Raw genomic sequence first — 19,534 nt, forward strand, 5'->3', positions numbered from 1 at the left:
AGACGACCTCCCGTAGTCCTGTCGCTGCCGTGTCCTGCGGAGCGTCCTGTTGTTTGATGTGTGGAACCGCGCCGAGACAGGCGTGCCTGGTGTCCTGGCGGTCCGTGGCAGTTGCCCGGTGTGCCAGCTGCCGCGACTGGTCCGTTGCAATCCTGATCTCCATTAGATGACTTCCGAACTCGCGCTCGACGCGAACACGCCAACCCGGCCGCCCGCCCCCCAGCAGCAGGAAATGCCGCTGGCCGTGGTGCATGGGCAACCGGTCCTGCAGATTCCGCAGGACCTGTACATCCCGCCGGATGCGCTGGAAGTCATCCTGGACGCCTTTGAAGGACCGCTGGACCTGCTGCTGTACCTGATCCGCCGGCAGAACCTGGACGTGCTGGACATCCCCGTGGCCGAGATCACCCGGCAGTACGTGGAATACATCACCGTGATGCGCGAGCTGCGCTTCGAGCTTGCCGCCGAGTACCTGGTGATGGCGGCGATCCTGGCGGAAGTGAAGTCGCGCATGCTGCTGCCCCGCCCCCCCAGCGTGGAGGGCGAGGAAGCCGATCCGCGTGCGGAGCTGGTGCGACGGCTGCAGGAGTACGAACGCTTCAAGCAGGCTGCCGAGGACATCGACGCCCTGCCCCGGCAGGACCGTGACACCAGTGTGGCGCATGCCTTCATGCCCGAGCGCGCCGCAGTGAAGCTGCCGCCGCCGGTGGACCTGAAGGAAATGCTGATGGCGCTGCACGACGTGCTCAAGCGCGCCGAGCTGTTCACCGGCCACGCGATCAAGCGCGAGGCGCTGAGTGTCCGGCAGCGCATGGGTGAAGTGCTGGGACGGCTTGAAGACGGCAGGTTCTATCGTTTTGAAAACCTGTTCACGGCCGAAGAAGGCAAGCTGGGCGTGCTGGTCACGTTCCTGGCCGTGCTGGAACTGGCCAAGGAACAGCTGCTGGACCTCGTGCAGGAAGAACCGCTGGCGCCGATCTATGTGAAGTCCCTGGCCGCCGGCAACACCAATGCCCCGCTGCAGTTCAGCAGCGAATTCGACGACAACGACGCCGCCAATGAAAACGAGTGAGCGCTGACTGCCGATGGATCAAACGCTGATCAACCGCATTGTCGAAGGTGCGCTGCTGGCCTCCAGCCAGCCGCTTACCCTGGCCCAGCTGAAGGACCTGTTCCCGGAAGATGAGCCGGCACCGCCGGGCAGCATCGAACGTGCGCTGGAACGGCTGCGCGAGAGCTGCCAGGACCGTGGCGTGGAACTGGTGGAGGTGGCTTCCGGCTTCCGCTACCAGGTGACCGCCGAAGTGCATGGCTGGATCAGCCGGCTGTGGACCGAACGCAAGACCCGCTATACCCGCGCCACCCTGGAAACGCTGGCGCTGATCGCCTACCGGCAACCGATCACCCGTGGCGAGATCGAGCAGGTGCGCGGCGTGGCGGTCAGCAGTAACATCATCCAGGCGCTGGAAGAGCGCGAGTGGATCCGCGTGGTCGGCCACCGCGACGTACCCGGCAAGCCCGCCCTGTTCGGCACCACCAAGGGCTTCCTGGACTACTTCGGGCTGAAACGCCTGGACGAACTGCCGCCCCTTTCCGAGCTGAAGGACCTGGGCGACCTGGAACCCCAGCTGGCGCTGGATCGCGACGCACCGCCCGCCGCCAGTGCCGACGGCCCGGACGTGAGCGCCGACCCGGACGCCGCTGCAAATGACGACACCAGCGTCACCGCTGGCGACACCCCCGATTCTGCCGACGCATTCCCTGCGGCGGCCGACGATGAGCAAGCACCTTCGCCCTCCGATGATGGGCACCCCGATTCCGCGCCGGGCGAGCGCGCGGTGACAGTGAACGAACGCGAAGACAACGCCGTCGCGAAGACGACCGTGGCTGTTGACCAAGCCGATTCCGAACCAGAGGCCGACCTCGAAACCGTCGGCCGGAGCAAAACTGATGAGTGACACCCCCCGCAAGCCCTCGTTGAACAAGCTTTCGCTCAAGCGCGAAGCCACGTCCGAACAGTTCAAGCTGGAAGAACGCCTGCACAAGGTCCTGGCCCAGGCCGGCCTCGGCTCGCGTCGTGCGCTGGAACAGCGCATCGCCGAAGGCCTGGTCAAGGTCAACGGTGAAGTCGCGCAGACCGGCATGTCGGTCAAGAGCGGCGACAAGATCGAGCTCGACGGTCGCGGCTTCGTCGCCACCGCGCTGGCCGAGCCCTCGCGCGTGCTGGTCTACAACAAGCCGGAAGGCGAAGTGACCACCCGCGAAGACCCCGAAGGTCGCCCGACCGTGTTTGAATCCCTGCCGGCGCTGAAGGGCGCCCGCTGGATCGCCGTCGGCCGCCTGGACATCAACACCACCGGCCTGCTGCTGGCGACCACCGACGGTGAGCTGGCCAACGCCATGATGCACCCCTCGTTCGAAGTCGAGCGCGAGTACGTGGTGCGCGTGCGTGCCCCGGAAGGCGAAGACAAGGTGCCCGATGCCGTCGTCGAACGCCTCACCCGTGGTGTCGCGCTGGAAGATGGCCCGGCCAAGTTCGATGAGATCGAACGCATCGGCGGCACCGATTCGCACGACTGGTTCCGCGTGGTGGTGAAGGAAGGCCGCAACCGCGAAGTGCGCCGCCTGTGGGAATCGCAGGGCTGCCAGGTCAGCCGCCTCAAGCGCACCCGCTACGGCAAGGTCAGCCTGCCGCGCGAACTGGCCCGCGGCCAGTCCGTCGAACTGCCGGGCAGCCAGGTCGAAGCACTGCGCGCCGAACTGAAGCTGGAAGAAGGCGCGCCGTCGGCCCTGACACTGCAGCCGGTGATTGGCCAGCGTCGTGCCGCCAAGACCACCGTGCGCGTGCGCGAAGGTGGCCGCGGCAACGCCTACGTCAACGGGCACAGCACCGCTGATGAAGGTCGCGAACTGCGTCGCTTCGACAACGTCCGCGAAGACCGCGGCCGCGGTCGCGGCGGCAAGGGTGGCGGCGGTTTCAAGGGCGGCCTGACGGTCAGCGGTGAAGCCGCAGCCAAGCAGTCGCAGCGCCCGTTCAAGCAGCGCGCGCCGAAGAACGACCGCGCGCTGCCGGAAGGCAACCCGGCCGCATTCCGTACCTGGTACGTGCCTGATGGCGTCAGCACCGGCCCGAGCGGCCACCGCAATGCCGGTCCGGGCGCACGTGGCCCCGGCGCGCGAGGTCCGGGGGCAGGTGCAGGCGGCCAGGGCCGTCCGTACGGCAAGCCGAAGGGTCCGGGCGCCGGCGGCGGCCAGGGTCGTGGCGGCTACGGCAGTGAAGGTCGCGGTGGCTACGGTGGCGAAGGACGTGGTGGCGCCGGCGGCCAGGGTCGCCCGGCCGGTGCGGGCAACCGCTCGCAGGGCCAGGGCAACAAGCACCCGTACGGCCATCCGGGCAATGCCCCGAGCTTCCCGTCCGACCACGCCAATCCGGGCTTCAGTCCGTACGGCACCTCTCGTCCGGCCGGCAACGGTCGTCCGGGCGGCAATGCGAATGCACGTCCGGGCGGTAACCGTGGCCCCGGTGGTCCGGGCGGCAACCGCGGTCCGGGTGGCCCCGGTGGCAACCGTGGTCCCGGCGGCCCGGGTGGCAACCGCGGCCCGGGTGGCCCCGGCGGCAACCGTGGCCCGGGTGGCCCGCGTCGCAGCGGCCCGCGCGGCGGCTGATCCAACCCAACCAGACCAGGATGGAACGATCGATGACACGGATGTTGTCTCTGGGCGCCCGCATGGGCGCCCTGCTGGCCCTGATGCTGGTGGCGGGTGGCTGCGAACGCGCCGCCAACCGCCTTAAGCAGGAACTGGCCGCCACACAGAACCCGTGGCCGAAATCTTCCCCGCTGTACGCCCCCACGGACCGGATGGTGCGCCGGCTGATCGTGGATCCGCGCTATACGGAGCGCATCAAGCAGGCCGGCAGCAAGGATAAAGCACTACAGGTCGGCGCTCAGCTGACCCTCGACGGCATTACGCGATTGCCACCGCAGCGCCTGGAGCAACGCGCCAAGGTCATGGCAAGCGTCCTGCACGCCATGCCGGTGGAGGACTGCGCGCGGATTTCCCGTGCGACCACCGCTGCCGAAGTGGCTCAGCTGAGCACATTGTTCTTCGCCCAGCTTGAAAAACTCCCGCCTGCAGATATCGACGCCTGGTTCGAGATGAGCTACCAGGCCGGCATCGCCGAGCTGGAACAACGCCCGCCGAGCAAGATCAGCGAAGCGCAGATCCAGGCAGCTTCGGAAGCCTTCATGGCCAGCCTGCCCAGCGATGCGGTGCGATCCCGCGCCATGGCCATCATGCCGCACATGGAAACCGCCGCACCGGCTGACGTCTGCTGGGCCTCGCGCACGATGTTCAACGCTGTAGCCACCCTGCCCAAGCCGCACCGCGGCACCCTGGCCTGGTTGCTGGCCCAGCAGTAAGCCGTCCTTGACGGTGCGACACACGGAAAACCCCGGCCACGGCCGGGGTTTCTGCGTAGTGGAGCGCGCTTGGGAATTGTTTGAAAACGTGCAATTCGTGCCACAGGTCGACGCGAGCGGCGCGGCGGATCACTATCGTGAAGCCTCATCAACAACATGAGGGAATGACAATGGCGTGGTACACCGAAGCAGCGCACCTGCAGGCAGAGAAGGCCACACAGGTATGGACTGACACCTACGGCCCGGCCGAGAAGGTTCAGGTCTCGGGCATCTATCGCCGCAAGGGCTGCAAGCGTGAAGTGACGTGCAACAAGAACGACCCGTTCCCGCCCCAATCCCATCACCAGCACTCGCCCCACCAGGGCGACATCCGCTGGAAGCTGATCGTGCGCACCAATACCGACGGCGTCTGATGCAAAAAGGGGACGGATCTCCTCCGTCCCCTTTTTTAAGTCAACGCCGGCTAATGGTGAACGCGGCGCCGTCCACACCCAGGTCCCAGCCCTTGCCGGTGCCGGACAGGGCCAGCGAGATATCGCCCTTGGTCATCACCTGCGCGTTGCTGGATTTCACTGCACCGGCATGCGCGCCGACCGAGGCGTAGGTGCCGAGCAGCTCGCCGACGCTGCTGGCGCCGGTGAAGCTGCCACGGCCATCGGTGATCTTCGACTTGCCGACGGTCAGGCCGCCGCCCTTCAGCTGGATCCGCACCGGCATGCTGGCGCCATTGGTGCAGTGGATGGTGCCGTTGCCCGAGGCGGTCTTGTAGATCAGCGACCAGCCGGACAGGTTGTAGCGCAGTTGGCAATCGAGATTGCCACCGGCCTGCGCGGTCGGGGCCAGGGAGGCTGCGGCCAGCGCCAGCAGCAGGGCAAACGGCTTGGTATTCATCGGCAACACGTCCACATCGGTCGGAATGTGGGCGAATCTAGCAGCGCGCGCGTGCACGTTGGATGCAGGCGCGCGCGGTGAGGCGGCAGGCGTTCAGCCGCCGTATCAGGCCTGTACATCCAGATGGAAGGCATCGGCATCGAGCATGGCCGGGAAGCGTGCACGATGCGAGTTCAGTGCTTCGGCGGAGATGGTGGTGGTCACCACCTGCTGCCGCTCGCGGATCTCCACCTGTGGCTGGCCGAGGAAGTCGATGACCGCGCTGTCGCCGGCGTAGTGCAGCTGGTTGCCGTCCACGCCTACGCGGTTGACCGCGGCGACGAAGCACAGGTTCTCGATCGCCCGCGCGCGCAACAGGGTCTTCCACGCATAGGCGCGCGCCGACGGCCAGTTGGCGACGAAGATCTGCAGGTCGAAGTCCAGCTGTTCAACACGCTCGACGTTGTAGCGGTTGCGGCAGAACACCGGGAAACGCAGGTCGTAGCAGACCTGCGGATTGATCCGCCAGCCCTTCCATTCCACGCACAGGCGGTCGCGGCCGGCGGCATAGCGCTCGTGCTCGCCGCCGTAACGGAACAGATGGCGCTTGTCGTAGTACTGCAGGCCACCGTCAGGGGTGGCGAACAGCAGGCGGTTGTAGACGCCCTCGCCATCGCGCAGCTGCACGCTGCCGATCACCGCCGCATTCAAGGCCGTGGCCTGTTCGCGCACCCACGCCACGGTCGCGCCGTCCATGCCTTCGGCCTGTGCGATGGCCTCGTTGGAAAAGCCACTGGTGAAGGTTTCCGGCAGGATCACCAGATCGGTGGTCCCGGCCAGCGGCGCCAGCAGCGCACCGTAATACTCACGGTTGCCCGCCGGGTCGTGCCAGCGGGTGTCGCCCTGGACGAGGGAAATGCGCAGGTCCTGCATGCTGTCTTCTCCGCTCATAGCAGGCGCAGGCGTTCGATCGCCGCGTCCAGGGTGGCCTCGTTCTTGGCGAAGCACAGGCGCACCAGGCGCTGGCCGACCGGCGCGGTTTCGTAGAACGGCGACAGCGGAATGGCGGTGACGCCCTTCTCGATGGTCAGCCACTTCACGAACTCGTGGTCCGGCAGGTCGCTGATGGCCGAATAGTCGACCAGCTGGAAGTAGCCGCCCGGCACCGGCAGCGCCTTCAGGCGTGTGCCAGCCAGCTGCTCGCGGAAGCGGTCGCGCTTGGCTTCATAGAACGCGCCCAGTTCCAGGTGATGCTGCGGTTCGTCGCGGATCATCGCAGCAAAGCCGTACTGCGCCGGGCCGAAGCTGGTGAAGGTGTTGTACTGGTGCACCTTGCGGAATTCGGCGGTCATCGCCGGCGGCGCCACCGCGTAGCCGATCTTCCAGCCGGTGCAGTGATAGGTCTTGCCGAAGCTGGAGATGACGAAGGTGCGCTCGCGCAGCTCCGGGTAGCGCAGTGCCGATTCATGACGACGGCCGTCGTAGATGATGTGCTCGTACACCTCATCGGAGATCAGGTAGATCTGCGTACCGCGCAGCACATCGGCCAGCGCCTGCATGTCCGCTTCGTCGAGCATTGCGCCGGACGGGTTGTGCGGGGTGTTGACCATCAACAGGCGGGTGCGCGGGGTGATCGCCGCACGCACGCGGTCCCAGTCGACGGCGAAGGTCTGCGGGTCGAGCGGCACATGCACTGCAGTGGCACCGGCCAGTTCGATCGCCGGTTCGTAGCAGTCGTAGGCCGGATCGAGCACGATCACTTCCTCACCGGCACGCACCACGGCGTGGATGGCGTTGAAGATCGCCTCGGTGGCGCCGCTGGTGACGGTGATCTCGGTGTCCGGATCGATCTGCGCGCCGTACAGGTCCAGCGACTTCTGCGCGATGGCCTGGCGCAGCGGTGCCACGCCGGTCATCGGCGGGTACTGGTTCAGGCCGGCGGCCATCGCCTTGCTGGTTTCGTCGATCAGGCGCTGCGGCGCAGAGAAATCCGGGAAGCCCTGGCCGAGGTTGACCGCGCCATGTTCGGCGGCGAGCTGGGACATCACGGTGAAGATCGTGGTACCGACCTTGGGCAGCTTGGTGTTCGGTTGCATCGGCCTGGGGCATGGGGAGACAGACCCCTGAGTTTACGCAATCCGTGCTGCGGTAGTGCCGGCCGCTGGCCGGCAACCTCGACCGGCTACATCGGTCCCTTGCAGAGCTGCCGGCCAGCGGCCGGCACTACCCGGTGCGGTTTCACCGCTACAATTGCCGCCGCACTCCCGCATGAAGACCCCTGCGCCTTGAACACCCCTGCATTGCTGGCCGCCAGCGGCCTGAGCTTCTCCCGCAATGACGAGCCGGTGTTCGGCCCGCTGGACTTCCACGTGGATGCAGGCGAGGCGCTGCTGGTGCAGGGCGGCAACGGTGCCGGCAAGACCACCCTGCTGCGCGTGCTGTCGGGCCTGGCGCGCCCGGGCGCGGGCCAGGTGCTGATCGACGGCAAGCCGGCCAGCAACGCCGAGCGTGCGCGCTATGTCGCCTACCTCAGCCACCTGCCGGCGCTGAAGCCGGATCTGGACACACTGGAGAACCTGCATTTCCTGTGCGGCCTGCACGGTCGCCGCGCACGGCAGATGCCGGGCAATGCGCTGGCCATCGTCGGCCTGGCCGGCTACGAGGACACCCTGGTGCGGCACCTGTCGGCCGGACAGAAGCGGCGCCTGGCACTGGCCCGCATCTGGCTGTCGCCGGCGCCGCTGTGGCTGCTCGACGAACCCTATGCCAACCTCGACCTGGAAGGCATCAACCTGGTCAACCGGATGATTTCCGCACACCTGCGCAGCGGCGGCGCCGCCCTGGTCACCACCCATGGCGCCTATGCCGCCCCGCCGGTACGCACCCGCCAGCTCGATCTCGGCGGTGCCGCATGATCGCGCCGGGCACTGAACCGGGCCTGTGGCAGACCGCCCGCGCCCTGGTGGCGCGCGACCTGCGCCTGCTCTGGCGCCGTCGCGGCGATGCGCTGCAGCCGCTGCTGTTCGCCCTGCTGGTGGTGGTGCTGTTCGCCCTCGCCCAGGGCCGGGACCCGCAGCCGCTGGCTGCCACCGCTGGTGCGGTGCTGTGGCTGGCGGTGCTGCTGGCCGGGCAGCTGGCGCTGGATTCGCTGTTCCGCTCCGACGCCGAAGACGGTTCGCTCGAACAATGGCTGCTGGCGCCGGTACCACTGGCGTGGCTGGTGCTGGTACGGGTGCTGCTGCATTGGGCGACCACAGCCCTGCCGCTGATCCTGCTGAGCCCGCTGCTGGCGGAAATGCTGCATCTGCCGCATGACCAGCTGCCGATGTTGCTGGCATCGTTGCTGTTGGGAACACCGTTGTTGAGCCTGATCGGTGGCGTGGTCGCTGCACTGACCGTGGGCATCCGGCGCTCTGGTATTCTCGTGGCGTTGCTGTCGTTGCCGTTGTACGTACCGGTGCTTGTCTTCGGTGCCGGCAGCCTGGCGGCAGCCAGCCGCGGACAGGATCCGGTCGGTGCGCTGCTGATGCTGGGCGCGGGACTGGTGATCGCCCTGGTGCTGGCACCGCTGGCAACGGCTGCTGCGATCCGTATTTCTCTGAGTTGACCGAGCTGAGAGCCAATCCACCCCTGCTGGATAGCCGCCACGCATGAATCCGATTGTCCGCTGGTTCCATCAACTCGGCTCGCCTCCCACGTTCGATCGTTTCGCTGCCCGCTGGTCGCGACTGTTCTACATCGCCGCGGTACCGGTGCTGCTGGTCGGCATGTGGCAGGCGCTGCTGGTGGTGCCGCCGGAAGCCCGCCAGCTGGACAGCTTCCGCATCCTCTACATCCACGTGCCCAGCGCCTGGATGAGCCTGTTCGTGTTCGCGCTGATGGCGGTGTACGCCGCCATCGCGCTGATCTGGCGGATCAAGATCTGCGAGATCCTGGCCATGGCCTGTGCGCCGATGGGCGCCGGTTTCACCCTGATCACCCTGGTGACCGGCAGCATCTGGGGCAAAGGCACCTGGGGCACGTGGTGGGACTGGGACCCGCGCATGACCAGCGAGCTGGTGCTGTTGTTCCTGTACCTGGGCGTGATCGGCCTGTACCACGCCATCGAAGACCGCCGCAGTGCCGCGCGTGCCGCCGGCCTGCTGGCCATCGTCGGCGTCAGCCTGTTGCCGGTGATCCGTTACTCGGTGGACTGGTGGGGCGGCCTGCACCAGCGCCAGTCGATCAGCGTGTTCGGTGAATCGGCCATCAGTACCGAGCTGATTGCTCCGCTGTGGTGGATGGTGATCGCCACCAAACTCTGGTTCTGTGGTTCGCTGCTGGCCAAGGCGCGTGCCGACAACCTGTACCGCGAGGCCGGCAAGGCCTGGGTTGGCGACCGCGTGGATGCCCGTGCAACCGAGGTGGAGGAATCGCGGCCATGACTCACCTGCCCTTCGTGATCGGCGCCTACGCCGTGTTCGTGCTGGTGCTCGGCGCCGATGCCCTTGGGTCGTGGCTGCGCCTGCGCGCGGCACGGCGCCAGGCGCAGTCGCGCCAGCAGCGGCAGCAGGCCCGTCAGGCCGCACAGCAGGTCGCCGCGCCTGCGCTGTCGGCGGAGCTGGAGCGATGACGCCGGTACAGCGCCGCCGTCTGGCCTGGGTGCTGCTGGCCCTGCTCGCCTCCGGGCTTGCCACCGCGCTGGTGGCGATGGCGCTGGAACGCAACATCGCCTACCTGTACACGCCCTCGGAAGTACTGCGCGGCGATGTCGATGCACAGACCCGGTTCCGCCTCGGCGGCATGGTGGTGAAGGGATCCTTCAACCGCCCGCTCGGCTCGTTGGAAGCGCACTTCAAGGTCACCGACGGCGATGCGCAGTTGCCGGTGTCCACCTCGCGGATCCTGCCGGACATGTTCGCCGAAGGCACTGCCGTGGTCGCAAGTGGTCGCCTGCAGGATGGCACGTTCGTCGCCGACGAAGTACTGGCCAAGCACGATGAGAAGTACGTGCCCAAGGAAGTGGCCGACAAGATGGGCCAGGCCCATCGCAAGCATGATGTGCCGGTCACGGCGCCCGAGGTGCGCTGAGTGCTTCCCGAATTCGGTCAGATCCTCCTGCTCTGCGCTTTGCTGGCCTCGCTGCTGCAGGCAGTGCTGCCGCTGGTTGGTGCGCAGCGCGACAACGACGCATGGATGTCGGTTGCCCGCCCGGCTGCATTTGCCCAGCTGGTGCTGCTGGCCGGCGCCTTCGCCGTACTGACGGCAGCCTTCGTGCAGCAGGACTTCTCGGTGCGCTACGTGGCCGAGAACTCCAATTCACTGCTGCCGCTGATCTACCGCTATTCGGCGGTGTGGGGTGCGCACGAAGGCTCGCTGCTGATGTGGGCGCTGGTGCTGGCGCTGTGGACCGGCGCGGTGGCGCTGTTCTCGTGCCATCTGCCGGCACCGGTACAGGCGCGCGTGCTGGCGGTGATGGGCGTGGTCAGTGTCGGCTTCCTCGCCTTCCTGATCTTCACCTCCAATCCGTTCCTGCGCTTGAACCCGGTGCCACTGGAAGGCCGTGACCTCAATCCGCTGCTGCAGGATCCAGGGCTGATCATCCATCCGCCGATGCTGTACCTGGGCTACGTCGGCTTCGCAGTGCCGTTCGCCTTCGCCGTGGCGGCGCTGCTGGAAGGCCGCGTCGACGCACGCTGGCAACGCTGGACGCGGCCCTGGACCAACATCGCCTGGGGCTTCCTGACGCTGGGCATCGCACTGGGCAGCTGGTGGGCGTACTACGAACTGGGCTGGGGCGGCTGGTGGTTCTGGGATCCGGTCGAGAACGCCAGCTTCATGCCGTGGCTGGTCGGCGCGGCGCTGATCCATTCGCAGGCAGTGACCGAAAAGCGCGGCACCTTCGGCAGCTGGACGCTGCTGCTGGCCATCGCGGCGTTCGCGCTGTCGCTGCTGGGCACCTTCCTGGTCCGCTCCGGCGTGCTGACCAGCGTGCATTCGTTCGCCGCCGATCCCTCGCGTGGGCTGTTCATCCTGATCTTCCTGTCGGTGCTGGTGGGTGGCAGCCTGCTGCTGTATGCGCTGCGTGCGCCGCGGCTGGCCGTGGATGCCGGCGATCCGCGCCGTGGCTTCACCGCGACCTCGCGCGAAACCCTGCTGCTGGCCAACAATCTGCTGCTGGCCAGCGCCTGCGCGATGGTCCTGCTCGGCACGCTCTACCCGCTGCTGGCCGATGCGCTGTCGCTGGGCAAGATCTCGGTGGGTCCGCCGTACTTCGGCAGCCTGTTCCTGCTGTTGATGGCACCGATGGTGATGCTGTTGCCATTCGGTCCGCTGGTGAAATGGCAGCGCGACCAACCCTCGCGTGCACTGGCATTGCTGCTGCCATGGGCGGGCCTGGCCGTGCTGCTCGGCGCCTGGGCCTGGTGGCAGGCGCCGCAGAATGGCTGGAAGGCAGGCATCGGCGTCGCGGCAGCAGCCTGGGTCGGTCTGGGCACCGCCCGTTTCGTCTGGCAGCGCCTGCGTGGCAATGGCCGTTTCACCGCCGAGATGCTTGGCATGATCGTCGCCCACGCCGGTGTCGCGGTGTTCCTGGCCGGCGCGCTGCTGGTGGAAGCGTTGAACGTGCAGCGCGAAGTCGCGCTGTCACCCGGCCAGCAGGTGGTGGTTGCCGGCCACGAAGTGCGCTTCGAGGGTGTGGACCACCGCGAAGGCCCCAATTTCATCGCTGATCGCGGCCATCTGCGGGTGCTGCGCGATGGTCGCGAACTGGCACTGCTGCATCCGGAGAAGCGCCAGTACGCCAGCGGCGGCCAGGTGATGACCGAAGCTGGCATCGATGCACGCCTCAGCGGTGATGTCTACGTGGCATTGGGCGAGCCGCTGGGCAACAATGCGTGGGCGGTGCGGGTGCACATCAAGCCCTTCGTGCGCTGGATCTGGCTGGGCGCGCTGTTGATGGCCCTGGGCGGATTCATCGCCGCCGCCGATCGCCGCTTTCGTCGTCCGTAGGAGTTCCCCATGTCCGAGTCACCCGCCCCACGCCCTTCCCGCCCGCTGCCGCCGGTAGCCATCGTGATTGGCGTCCTGTTCTTCTTCGGCCTGCTTGGCCTGATGATCTACGGGGTGATGAAATCGGGCGATCCGCAGCGCGATGTGCTGCCTTCGGCACTTATCGACAAGCCGGCGCCGGCGTTCGCGCTGCCGGTGCTGCATGACCCGCAGATGATCGTGCGCAGCGAAGAGCTGCGTGGCGCGCCCTACCTGCTCAACGTCTGGGGCAGCTGGTGCGCGGCCTGCCGTGAAGAACATCCGGTGCTGACCCGCTTCGCCGAGAGCAAGCGCGTACGCGTGATCGGCTACAACTGGAAGGATGAACCAACCGACGCGCTGCACTGGCTGGAACAGCTGGGCAACCCGTTCATGGTCGTGCTGAGCGACATCGAAGGCCGCACCGCCATCGACTGGGGCGTGACCGCAGCACCGGAGACTTTCCTGATCGACGGCAGTGGCATCGTGCGCTGGAAGTACAGCGGTGCGATGACCCAACAGGTGGTCGACGAGAAATTGATTCCGGCGCTGGAAAAGCTTGAAAAGGCCCAAGGCGATGCCGGCAACACCCTGCACGCCTCGCCGTAAGCACATGCGCTGGCTGCTGCCCCCGCTGCTGGCGATGACCCTGGCGCTGCCGAACGCCGGCCTCGCCCAACAACCGGTGCATGATGCGCGGCCGCTGGTGTTCCGCGATACGGCCGAGGAAGCGCGCTTCCACGACCTGGCTGCGCAGCTGCGCTGCGTGCAGTGCCAGAACCAGTCACTGGCCGATTCCAATGCGCAGATCGCCCAGGACCTGCGCCGTGAAGTGCTGCAGCTGATGCAGCAGGGCCTCGACGATGCGGCGATAAAGCAGTTCCTGGTCGCCCGCTACGGCGAATTCGTGCTCTATCAACCGCCGCTGCAACCCGGTACCTGGCTGTTGTGGGGTGGTCCGCTGCTGGTACTGGGTGGCGGCGCGCTGGTGGTGATGGGCATCGTCCGTCGTCGCAGCCGGCAGATGGATGCGTCCGCTGTGGTGAACCCAACCGAGGGAGAAGACTGGTGACGCACTGGTTGCCGATGCTTGCTGCAGTGGCCGCTGCGCTGTTGGCGGCCGTGGTGCTGTGGCCGCTGCGCCAGCAAGGCCGTCGCAGCTTCGTGCTGGGGGTGGTGGCACTGGGCGTGGCCGGTGCCTGCCTGTACCTGCTGGTTGGCAATCCCCGCGCCGCACAGGTGCAGCCCGCGCCGTCGGTCGCCACCCTGCGTGACGGCGTAGAAGCACTGCAGCAAGCGTTGCAGCGTGATCCGCAACGCGCCGATGGCTGGGCGCTGCTGGGCCGTTCGCAGGCCGAGCTCGGCAATGCCGCCGCTGCGGCCGATGCCTTCAACCGCGCCGCAGCACTGGCACCGGACGAACCGGGCGTGCTGGTCGAGGCCGCGCAGGCACGCGCGCAGGCCGATCCGGGCAAGCAGTTCGATGACACCGCGCTGGCATGGCTGCAGCGTGCACGTACCCTGTCGCCCGATGCCGAACGCGCGAGCTGGCTGCTTGGCATCGCGCTGCGCCAGCGTGGCCGCAACGCCGAGGCCGCCGATCTCTGGAGCACGCTGCTGCCTCGCCTGGAGCCGGGCGCGGCGCAGGCGCTGCAGGCGCAGATCGCCATCGCCCGTGACGCGGCCGGCCAGCCGTCGGACGCACCGGCAGCTGCACCGGCGCTGCTGCAGGTGCGGGTGCACCTGCCCGCATCGTTGAAAGCGAGTGATTGGCCAGCCAGCTCCCAGGTGTTCGTGCTGGCACGCGTGGTGGGCGGCCCGCCGATGCCGGTGGCTGCACGCAAGCTGCCCCTCGCCGGCTTCCCCGCAACGGTCGGCCTCGGCGACGGCGACAGCCCGATGCCGACCGCACCGCTGTCGGCGCATCGCGAAGTGGAAGTACTGGCGCGTATTTCGCGCAGCGGCAGCGCCAACCGCAGCGAAGACGACCTGCAGACCGCGCCGGTCAAGGTCAGCCTGCCGCATGACGGCGTGGTCGAGCTGCAGTTCCCCTGAGGTGCGCAGCCGAGCGTGGGCGTGGCTCTACAGTAGATCCACGCCATGCGTGGATGCGACCGCCGGCCTGCCCAATCGCAGCCGATGGAAACCAGCGTGTCGCCAGCTGCACATGCCGCCCCGCTAGAATGCCCACATGACCGAATTCATTCCGCCCGGCACCCGCTTCCATGCCCTGCCCTCCCCCTTTCCGTGCAAACGCGGCGGCGCCCTGCACGGTGCGCGCGTGGCCTACGAGACCTGGGGTGCGCTGGACGCAGACGCCGGCAACGCGATCCTGATCGTCACCGGCCTGTCGCCCGACGCACATGCGGCGGCCAACGAAGCCAATCCTGCACCGGGCTGGTGGGAGGCCATGATCGGCCCCGGCAAGCCGATCGATACAGACCGCTGGTTCGTGGTCTGCGTGAACTCGCTGGGCAGCTGCAAAGGCTCCACCGGCCCTGCATCGATCAATCCAGCCAGCGGCGAACTGTATCGCCTGGATTTCCCGGAACTGTCGATCGAAGACGGCGCACGCGCGGCAATCGACGTGGTGCGCGCATTGGGCATCGAACAGCTCGCCTGCGTGATCGGCAATTCAATGGGCGGGATGACGGCGCTGGCAGTGTTGCTGCTGCATCCGGGCATCGCCCGCAGCCATATCAACATTTCCGGCAGCGCACAGGCCCTGCCTTTCTCGATCGCCATCCGTTCGCTGCAGCGCGAAGCCATCCGGTTGGATCCGCGCTGGAACGGTGGTCACTACGACAATGAGGCATACCCGGAATCGGGCATGCGCATGGCACGCAAGCTGGGCGTCATCACCTACCGCTCGGCGCTGGAATGGGATGGCCGCTTCGGTCGCGTGCGGCTGGATTCAGACCAGGCCGACGATGATCCGTTCGGTCTGGAATTTCAGGTCGAAAGCTATCTGGAAGGACATGCACGCCGGTTCGTGCGCTTCTTCGATCCGAACTGCTATCTGTACCTGAGCCGCTCGATGGACTGGTTCGACCTGGCCGAATATGGCGATGGCGATGTGCTGGCCGGACTGGCCGGCATCCGCGTCGACAAGGCGCTGGCAATTGGCGCGAACACCGACATCCTGTTCCCTGTACAGCAGCAGCAACAGGTGGCCGATGGCCTGCGCGCTGGCGGCGCGGATGCGCGCTTCATCGGCCTTGAATCACCGCAGGGCCATGATGCGTTCCTGGTCGACTTCGAACGTTTCGGCCCGGCCGTGCGCGGCTTTCTCGACGAACTGTAATGATGTGGCGGCGCAATCTGGCGCTGGCCGCGTTCGGTGCGTTGATCGGCTTGACCGCAAGCGGCGTGTTTCCACTGTGGTTGGGCGCGTGGTGCGCGCTGGCCAGCGCGGTGTCGTTCGGCTTGTATGGATACGACAAGCGCGCAGCGCAGCGCAATCAGCAGCGGACGCCGGAACGTACGCTGCAGCTGCTGGCATTTGCTGGAGGCTGGCCTGGTGCCCTGCTCGGCCAGGCGGTGTTCCGCCACAAACATCGCAAGATGCAGTTCCAGTGGGTGTTCTGGCTGTGCGTGCTGGCCAACGTGGCCTCGATCGCGGTGATGCTGCGCGAGTTTTCGCAGTAACTGCCCTGTAGATGCACGCCACGGGTGGATATGCCGACCAGGGTCGGGCTCTACCGAAGCGGTTCGCGGACCAATACCCCATCGCGCAACCGGTACTGCACATCCACCACACCTGCCGGCAGGTCATCGTGGGTGATCATCAACAGGCTGCGTCCTTCCAGCAGGGCTGGCAGGTCCTGCAGCAGTGCGCGCGCGGTATCCACGTCCAGGCCTTCGGTGGGTTCATCCACCAGCAGGATCGGCGCATTGCGCAGCAGCGCGCGGGCCAGCGCCAGGCGCCGCGCCTGGCCGGCCGACATCGTTGCGCCGTTCTCGCCCACCCAGGCCTGCAGGCCGCCGTTGCGCTCGGCCCATTCGCCCAGCCGTACCCGTTGCAGCACCGACCACAACGTTTCGTCGCTGGCCTCGGGATCGCCCAGTCGCAGGTTCTCGGCCACGCTGCCGGCAAATACCGGTGCGTTCTGCGGCAGCCATGCCAGGTGCTGGTGCCAGTCGGCCTGGGCGACATCGCGCAGGTCCTGGCCACCGTAGGTCAGCCGTCCCTGCTGCGGATCCCACAGACGCAGCAGCAGGCTCGACAACGTGGTCTTGCCGCTGCCGCTGTCGCCACGGATGGCGATGCGCTCGCCCGGCGCCAGCGTCAGCTGCAGGCCACACAGGACCGGCCGTGCGGCGCCCGGCCACTGGAAGTGGACGTCGTCCCAGTGCACGGTCGCGGCCGGCGCCAGTGGCTGCGGCGATGCAGGCTCCTGCACCGAAGGCGGTTGCTCGACGATGGCCTGCAGACGTGTGGCCGCGATGCGGCCCGATTGCAGCGACTGCCAGGCCAAGCCCATGCCCGCCCACAGTTCGATCATCGCCACGGTCAGGAACACCAGCCCGGCGGCCATTTCCGGCGCGATCCGTTGTTGTTCGGCCGCGTGCAGCGCCAGCGCCAGCATCGCCACCAGGCCGAGCCCGGCCAGCACGCCATGCAGCGTTGATGCAGCAATCAGCCGCAGGCGTCGACGACGATCACGTGAGGCCACCTGTTTGGCCGCCACCCGCACCTTCAACTGCCAGGTGTTGCCGGCATGCAGCGCGGCCAGATCGGCCGCCCCTTCCAGCCCTTCGAATGCCGCCGTGCGCAACGCCGCACGATGGGCAGCGCGGTCGGCCTCTTCGCTGTCATGTCCCCTCACGCCCAGCCACGGCACGCCAACACCGATCAGCAGCCCCAGTACCGCCAGCAGCAGCGCCGCCGATGGCAGGATCAACGCCGCCGAGCCCACGCCCACCAGCGTCAACGCAGCCAGCGCCAGCAACGGGCCGATGGCACGCACCAGCAGGCCATCAATCTCGCCGATGTCGCCCAGCAGCCGCGCCAGCAGATCGCCGGTGCGGGTCGCACCCAGCCGTGCCGGCGCCAGCGGCAGCGCGCGGCGGAAGAACCACACGCGCAGGTCGCGGGCGATGCGCAGGGTGGCGTCATGCCCCACCAGTTTTTCGAAATAGCGCGATGCGATGCGCGCCATGGTCAGCCCGCGGATGCCGGCCGACGGAGTGAAGAAATTGAAGCCCTGGCCAAGGCCGGCTGCACCAGCCAGCGCTGCAGCGGTGAGGAAGCCGCCAGACAGGCCCAGCAGCGCGGTGCCCGCCAGCATCGTGGTCCACAGCAGCAGCACCGCCAGCAGCAGCCGCGGGCTATGGTGCAGGAACACCGTGCGCAGCGAATCGGAAGACCGGCTCATGCGCGTACCGCCTGCGCCGGTTCGACCAGACGCCCTTCGGGCAGCAGCAGGCAGCGGTCGGCCCAGGCGATCACCGCCGGGCTGTGGGTAGCCACCACCACGCTGCGTCCGCGCGCATACGCAGCCAGGCTGCGCAGCAGCGCCGCTTCGGTTTCAGCGTCGAGGAAGGCCGTAGGCTCATCCAGCAGCAGCACCTGCGGATCGCGCAGCAGCAGACGCGCCAGGCCGATGCGACGTGCTTCGCCACCGGACAGGCCGAAGCCACGCTCGCCGATCAGCGTATCCAGCCCCTGCGGCAGGCGCTGCGCGAACTGCAGCACCTGTGCGGCTTCGGCAACGGCGCGCAGGCGCGCGTCACTGGCACCGGGATCGGCCAGGCGCAGGTTCTCGGCAATGGTGCCGTGGAACAGATACGGGCGCTGGCTGGCATAGGCCACCTGCAATCCCGGCCGCAGCTGCACCCGGCCCGCACGCGGCGGTAGCCACCCGGCCAGCGCTTCCAGCAGCGTGCTCTTGCCGCTGCCACTGGGACCGACCAGGGCCAGGCGCTGCCCCGGTTCCAGCAGCAGGTCCAGATTCTGCAGCACGTCGTGCGTGGCACCCAACGGGCGCAGCGCCAAACCGTGCGCCTGCAGCGGCGGCAACGCGGCCTCGGCCGGCTCCGGTGCCAGCAGCACGCTGTCCTCTGCAATCGTAGCCTCGTCTTCCGGCAGCACCTGCAGCAGGCGCTCCACCTCGGCGGCAGCGGCCAGTGCATTGGCGCGGTCATGATAGTGCGCGGCCAGGCGCCGCAGCGGTGCGTAGAACTCCGGTGCCAGCAGCAGGCAGAACAAGCCTGCCCCCAGCGTCGGCACGGTCGCATGCAGCGACATCAGGCCCAGATAGCTCAGGCCCAGATACAACGCCACCATCGCCACGCTGACCGAGGCAAAGAACTCCAGCACGGTGGACGACAGGAAGGCGATGCGCAGCACCTTCATGGTGCGCACGCGTACGCCCTCGGCCGCAGCCTCGATGCCGGCCAGCTCGGCGTCCCCGCGGCCATACAGGCGCAGCAGACCCAGGCCCTTGATGCGATCGGCGAAGTGCCCGCTCATCCGCGCCAGTTCGCCCAGCTGCGCGCGTCCGGCCGCTTCCGCGCCCCAGCCCACCAGCATCATGAAAAACGGCACCAGCGGCGCAGTGAACAGCAGGATCAGTGCGACGACCCAATCGACCCAGGCCACAGCAGCCAGGATCAACAAGGGCACCACCACCACTTCGGTGCGGACCGGCAGGAAACCGCTGTAGTAGTTCTCGATGGCATCGCCGTGATGCAGCATCAGCTCACCGAGCTCGCCGGTGCGGCGCTGCCGCAGCCACAACGGGCCATGCCCGAGCAGGCGCGCGAAGACACGCTCGCGCAGGGACAGGCGTGCGGCATCGGCAACGTCACCGGCCGCCGCCTGGGTGACACTGCCCAGCAGGGTCCGCACCACCAGGATCACCGTCAGCGCGGCCAGCACCGGCAGGCCCTGGGCCAGCGGCGTGCGCTCGACCAGCACCTGCTGCACCAGCCAGGCGATGGCGGCGGCCTGGCCGATCAACAGCGCGCCGGACACGCTGGTGCACAGCGACGCCAGCCGCTGCCGCCCCTTCGCGGCGCGGGCCAGATCGGCCAGCCACGCGGTGCGGACACGCCGCAAGCGGGTCGATTCGTCATCCCGATCAGGGGCGTCAGCGGTCGGTTCGGCAGCGCTCAAGGCTCTTCACAGGCAGCAGGGGGATGGACGGCATTGTAGGCGCAGGCAACAGCCTTCCCCTGCGGCCGGCGGTCGCAGTCTTCATCGGGTTGGCATACGATCCTCCTGAATACCT

Annotated in this window: 21 protein-coding genes; 16 read left to right on the forward strand and 5 right to left on the reverse strand. The window is 67.7% G+C overall.

Annotated features, from left to right (window positions below; genetic code table 11):
* The first annotated feature begins 166 nt into the window (after positions 1 to 166).
* The 5 genes from WKB25_RS10390 (at position 167) to WKB25_RS10410 (ending at position 4,834) form a co-directional block, all read left to right on the forward strand.
* Entirely contained in the window at positions 167 to 1,072 is a 906-nt protein-coding gene (locus tag WKB25_RS10390) for a ScpA family protein (protein WP_089236191.1), read from the forward strand.
* A 13-nt stretch (positions 1,073 to 1,085) separates the two neighbouring features.
* Positions 1,086 to 1,958 carry an SMC-Scp complex subunit ScpB gene (scpB, locus tag WKB25_RS10395; protein WP_340570424.1) on the forward strand — a complete coding sequence of 291 codons (873 nt, stop codon included), beginning with the start codon at positions 1,086 to 1,088 and terminating at the stop codon, positions 1,956 to 1,958.
* Positions 1,951 to 3,666: a pseudouridine synthase gene (locus WKB25_RS10400; protein WP_340570426.1), complete on the forward strand. Its 1,716-nt coding sequence runs from the start codon at positions 1,951 to 1,953 to the stop codon at positions 3,664 to 3,666. Before scpB ends, WKB25_RS10400 begins: the two co-directional genes overlap by 8 nt.
* 32 nt (positions 3,667 to 3,698) lie before the next feature.
* Positions 3,699 to 4,421 (forward strand): hypothetical protein, encoded by a 723-nt coding sequence (locus tag WKB25_RS10405; protein ID WP_340570429.1) that lies wholly within the window; start codon positions 3,699 to 3,701, stop codon positions 4,419 to 4,421.
* A 170-nt stretch (positions 4,422 to 4,591) separates the two neighbouring features.
* The gene (locus WKB25_RS10410) at positions 4,592 to 4,834 is read left to right on the forward strand and encodes a protein L (protein ID WP_340570430.1); all 243 of its coding nucleotides are present in this window, start codon (positions 4,592 to 4,594) and stop codon (positions 4,832 to 4,834) included.
* Between the two features lie 40 nt (positions 4,835 to 4,874).
* Here the strand turns inward: WKB25_RS10410 and WKB25_RS10415 are convergent, their stop codons facing one another.
* From WKB25_RS10415 to WKB25_RS10425, 3 genes are all read right to left on the reverse strand, one after another.
* Positions 4,875 to 5,312 (reverse strand): hypothetical protein, encoded by a 438-nt coding sequence (locus WKB25_RS10415; RefSeq protein ID WP_089236197.1) that lies wholly within the window; start codon positions 5,310 to 5,312, stop codon positions 4,875 to 4,877.
* A gap of 105 nt (positions 5,313 to 5,417) precedes the next feature.
* A complete protein-coding gene (locus WKB25_RS10420) occupies positions 5,418 to 6,224 on the reverse strand; it encodes an amidohydrolase (protein ID WP_340570433.1) in 807 nt (268 codons plus the stop codon).
* A 14-nt stretch (positions 6,225 to 6,238) separates the two neighbouring features.
* Complete coding sequence (locus WKB25_RS10425; RefSeq protein WP_265952928.1) at positions 6,239 to 7,387, reverse strand: pyridoxal phosphate-dependent aminotransferase; 1,149 nt, start codon at positions 7,385 to 7,387, stop codon at positions 6,239 to 6,241.
* A 189-nt stretch (positions 7,388 to 7,576) separates the two neighbouring features.
* On the opposite strand from WKB25_RS10425, the gene ccmA reads away from it, so the two are divergent.
* From ccmA to WKB25_RS10480, 11 genes are all read left to right on the forward strand, one after another.
* Positions 7,577 to 8,206: a heme ABC exporter ATP-binding protein CcmA gene (ccmA, locus tag WKB25_RS10430; protein ID WP_191077876.1), complete on the forward strand. Its 630-nt coding sequence runs from the start codon at positions 7,577 to 7,579 to the stop codon at positions 8,204 to 8,206.
* On the forward strand, positions 8,203 to 8,898 hold the full coding sequence (gene ccmB / locus WKB25_RS10435) for a heme exporter protein CcmB (protein WP_100553021.1): 696 nt from the start codon (positions 8,203 to 8,205) through the stop codon (positions 8,896 to 8,898). The genes ccmA and ccmB overlap by 4 nt, the downstream gene beginning before the upstream one ends.
* A gap of 43 nt (positions 8,899 to 8,941) precedes the next feature.
* The gene (ccmC, locus tag WKB25_RS10440) at positions 8,942 to 9,715 is read left to right on the forward strand and encodes a heme ABC transporter permease CcmC (protein WP_340570437.1); all 774 of its coding nucleotides are present in this window, start codon (positions 8,942 to 8,944) and stop codon (positions 9,713 to 9,715) included.
* Positions 9,712 to 9,903: a heme exporter protein CcmD gene (ccmD, locus tag WKB25_RS10445; protein ID WP_100553022.1), complete on the forward strand. Its 192-nt coding sequence runs from the start codon at positions 9,712 to 9,714 to the stop codon at positions 9,901 to 9,903. The genes ccmC and ccmD overlap by 4 nt, the downstream gene beginning before the upstream one ends.
* Positions 9,900 to 10,361 carry a cytochrome c maturation protein CcmE gene (gene ccmE / locus WKB25_RS10450; protein WP_340570439.1) on the forward strand — a complete coding sequence of 154 codons (462 nt, stop codon included), beginning with the start codon at positions 9,900 to 9,902 and terminating at the stop codon, positions 10,359 to 10,361. Before ccmD ends, ccmE begins: the two co-directional genes overlap by 4 nt.
* Entirely contained in the window at positions 10,362 to 12,281 is a 1,920-nt protein-coding gene (locus WKB25_RS10455) for a heme lyase CcmF/NrfE family subunit (protein ID WP_340570441.1), read from the forward strand. It begins immediately after the preceding gene.
* A 9-nt stretch (positions 12,282 to 12,290) separates the two neighbouring features.
* Positions 12,291 to 12,908, forward strand: a complete 618-nt coding sequence (locus WKB25_RS10460; protein WP_340570443.1) for a DsbE family thiol:disulfide interchange protein — start codon at positions 12,291 to 12,293, stop codon at positions 12,906 to 12,908.
* Positions 12,909 to 12,912: 4 nt separating this feature from the next.
* Positions 12,913 to 13,371, forward strand: coding sequence for a cytochrome c-type biogenesis protein (locus tag WKB25_RS10465; RefSeq protein ID WP_340570444.1), 459 nt, complete (start codon positions 12,913 to 12,915; stop codon positions 13,369 to 13,371).
* Entirely contained in the window at positions 13,365 to 14,354 is a 990-nt protein-coding gene (locus WKB25_RS10470) for a cytochrome C biogenesis protein (protein WP_340570525.1), read from the forward strand. The genes WKB25_RS10465 and WKB25_RS10470 overlap by 7 nt, the downstream gene beginning before the upstream one ends.
* Before the next feature lie 136 nt (positions 14,355 to 14,490).
* A complete protein-coding gene (locus tag WKB25_RS10475; protein ID WP_340570445.1) occupies positions 14,491 to 15,603 on the forward strand; it encodes a homoserine O-acetyltransferase in 1,113 nt (370 codons plus the stop codon).
* Positions 15,603 to 15,947, forward strand: coding sequence for a DUF1294 domain-containing protein (locus WKB25_RS10480; protein ID WP_340570446.1), 345 nt, complete (start codon positions 15,603 to 15,605; stop codon positions 15,945 to 15,947). The genes WKB25_RS10475 and WKB25_RS10480 overlap by 1 nt, the downstream gene beginning before the upstream one ends.
* A gap of 50 nt (positions 15,948 to 15,997) precedes the next feature.
* On the opposite strand, the gene cydC is transcribed toward WKB25_RS10480, so the two are convergent.
* Together cydC and cydD are read right to left on the reverse strand one after the other, a co-directional pair.
* Entirely contained in the window at positions 15,998 to 17,677 is a 1,680-nt protein-coding gene (gene cydC / locus WKB25_RS10485; RefSeq protein WP_340570447.1) for a thiol reductant ABC exporter subunit CydC, read from the reverse strand.
* The gene (cydD, locus tag WKB25_RS10490; protein ID WP_340570448.1) at positions 17,674 to 19,419 is read right to left on the reverse strand and encodes a thiol reductant ABC exporter subunit CydD; all 1,746 of its coding nucleotides are present in this window, start codon (positions 19,417 to 19,419) and stop codon (positions 17,674 to 17,676) included. The genes cydC and cydD overlap by 4 nt, the downstream gene beginning before the upstream one ends.
* Positions 19,420 to 19,534: the final 115 nt, after the last annotated feature.

It is taken from the genome of Stenotrophomonas sp. G106K1 (assembly GCF_037969685.1).
Lineage (GTDB): Bacteria > Pseudomonadota > Gammaproteobacteria > Xanthomonadales > Xanthomonadaceae > Stenotrophomonas > Stenotrophomonas lactitubi.

Coding starts and splice junctions, on each gene's coding strand:
- WKB25_RS10390 (WP_089236191.1), top strand. CDS start 167: ATGACTTCCGAACTCGCGCTCGACGCGAACACGCCAACCCGGCCGCCC.
- scpB (WP_340570424.1), top strand. CDS start 1,086: ATGGATCAAACGCTGATCAACCGCATTGTCGAAGGTGCGCTGCTGGCC.
- WKB25_RS10400 (WP_340570426.1), top strand. CDS start 1,951: ATGAGTGACACCCCCCGCAAGCCCTCGTTGAACAAGCTTTCGCTCAAG.
- WKB25_RS10405 (WP_340570429.1), top strand. CDS start 3,699: ATGACACGGATGTTGTCTCTGGGCGCCCGCATGGGCGCCCTGCTGGCC.
- WKB25_RS10410 (WP_340570430.1), top strand. CDS start 4,592: ATGGCGTGGTACACCGAAGCAGCGCACCTGCAGGCAGAGAAGGCCACA.
- WKB25_RS10415 (WP_089236197.1), bottom strand. CDS start 5,312: ATGAATACCAAGCCGTTTGCCCTGCTGCTGGCGCTGGCCGCAGCCTCC.
- WKB25_RS10420 (WP_340570433.1), bottom strand. CDS start 6,224: ATGCAGGACCTGCGCATTTCCCTCGTCCAGGGCGACACCCGCTGGCAC.
- WKB25_RS10425 (WP_265952928.1), bottom strand. CDS start 7,387: ATGCAACCGAACACCAAGCTGCCCAAGGTCGGTACCACGATCTTCACC.
- ccmB (WP_100553021.1), top strand. CDS start 8,203: ATGATCGCGCCGGGCACTGAACCGGGCCTGTGGCAGACCGCCCGCGCC.
- ccmC (WP_340570437.1), top strand. CDS start 8,942: ATGAATCCGATTGTCCGCTGGTTCCATCAACTCGGCTCGCCTCCCACG.
- ccmD (WP_100553022.1), top strand. CDS start 9,712: ATGACTCACCTGCCCTTCGTGATCGGCGCCTACGCCGTGTTCGTGCTG.
- ccmE (WP_340570439.1), top strand. CDS start 9,900: ATGACGCCGGTACAGCGCCGCCGTCTGGCCTGGGTGCTGCTGGCCCTG.
- WKB25_RS10460 (WP_340570443.1), top strand. CDS start 12,291: ATGTCCGAGTCACCCGCCCCACGCCCTTCCCGCCCGCTGCCGCCGGTA.
- WKB25_RS10465 (WP_340570444.1), top strand. CDS start 12,913: ATGCGCTGGCTGCTGCCCCCGCTGCTGGCGATGACCCTGGCGCTGCCG.
- WKB25_RS10475 (WP_340570445.1), top strand. CDS start 14,491: ATGACCGAATTCATTCCGCCCGGCACCCGCTTCCATGCCCTGCCCTCC.
- WKB25_RS10480 (WP_340570446.1), top strand. CDS start 15,603: ATGATGTGGCGGCGCAATCTGGCGCTGGCCGCGTTCGGTGCGTTGATC.
- cydC (WP_340570447.1), bottom strand. CDS start 17,677: ATGAGCCGGTCTTCCGATTCGCTGCGCACGGTGTTCCTGCACCATAGC.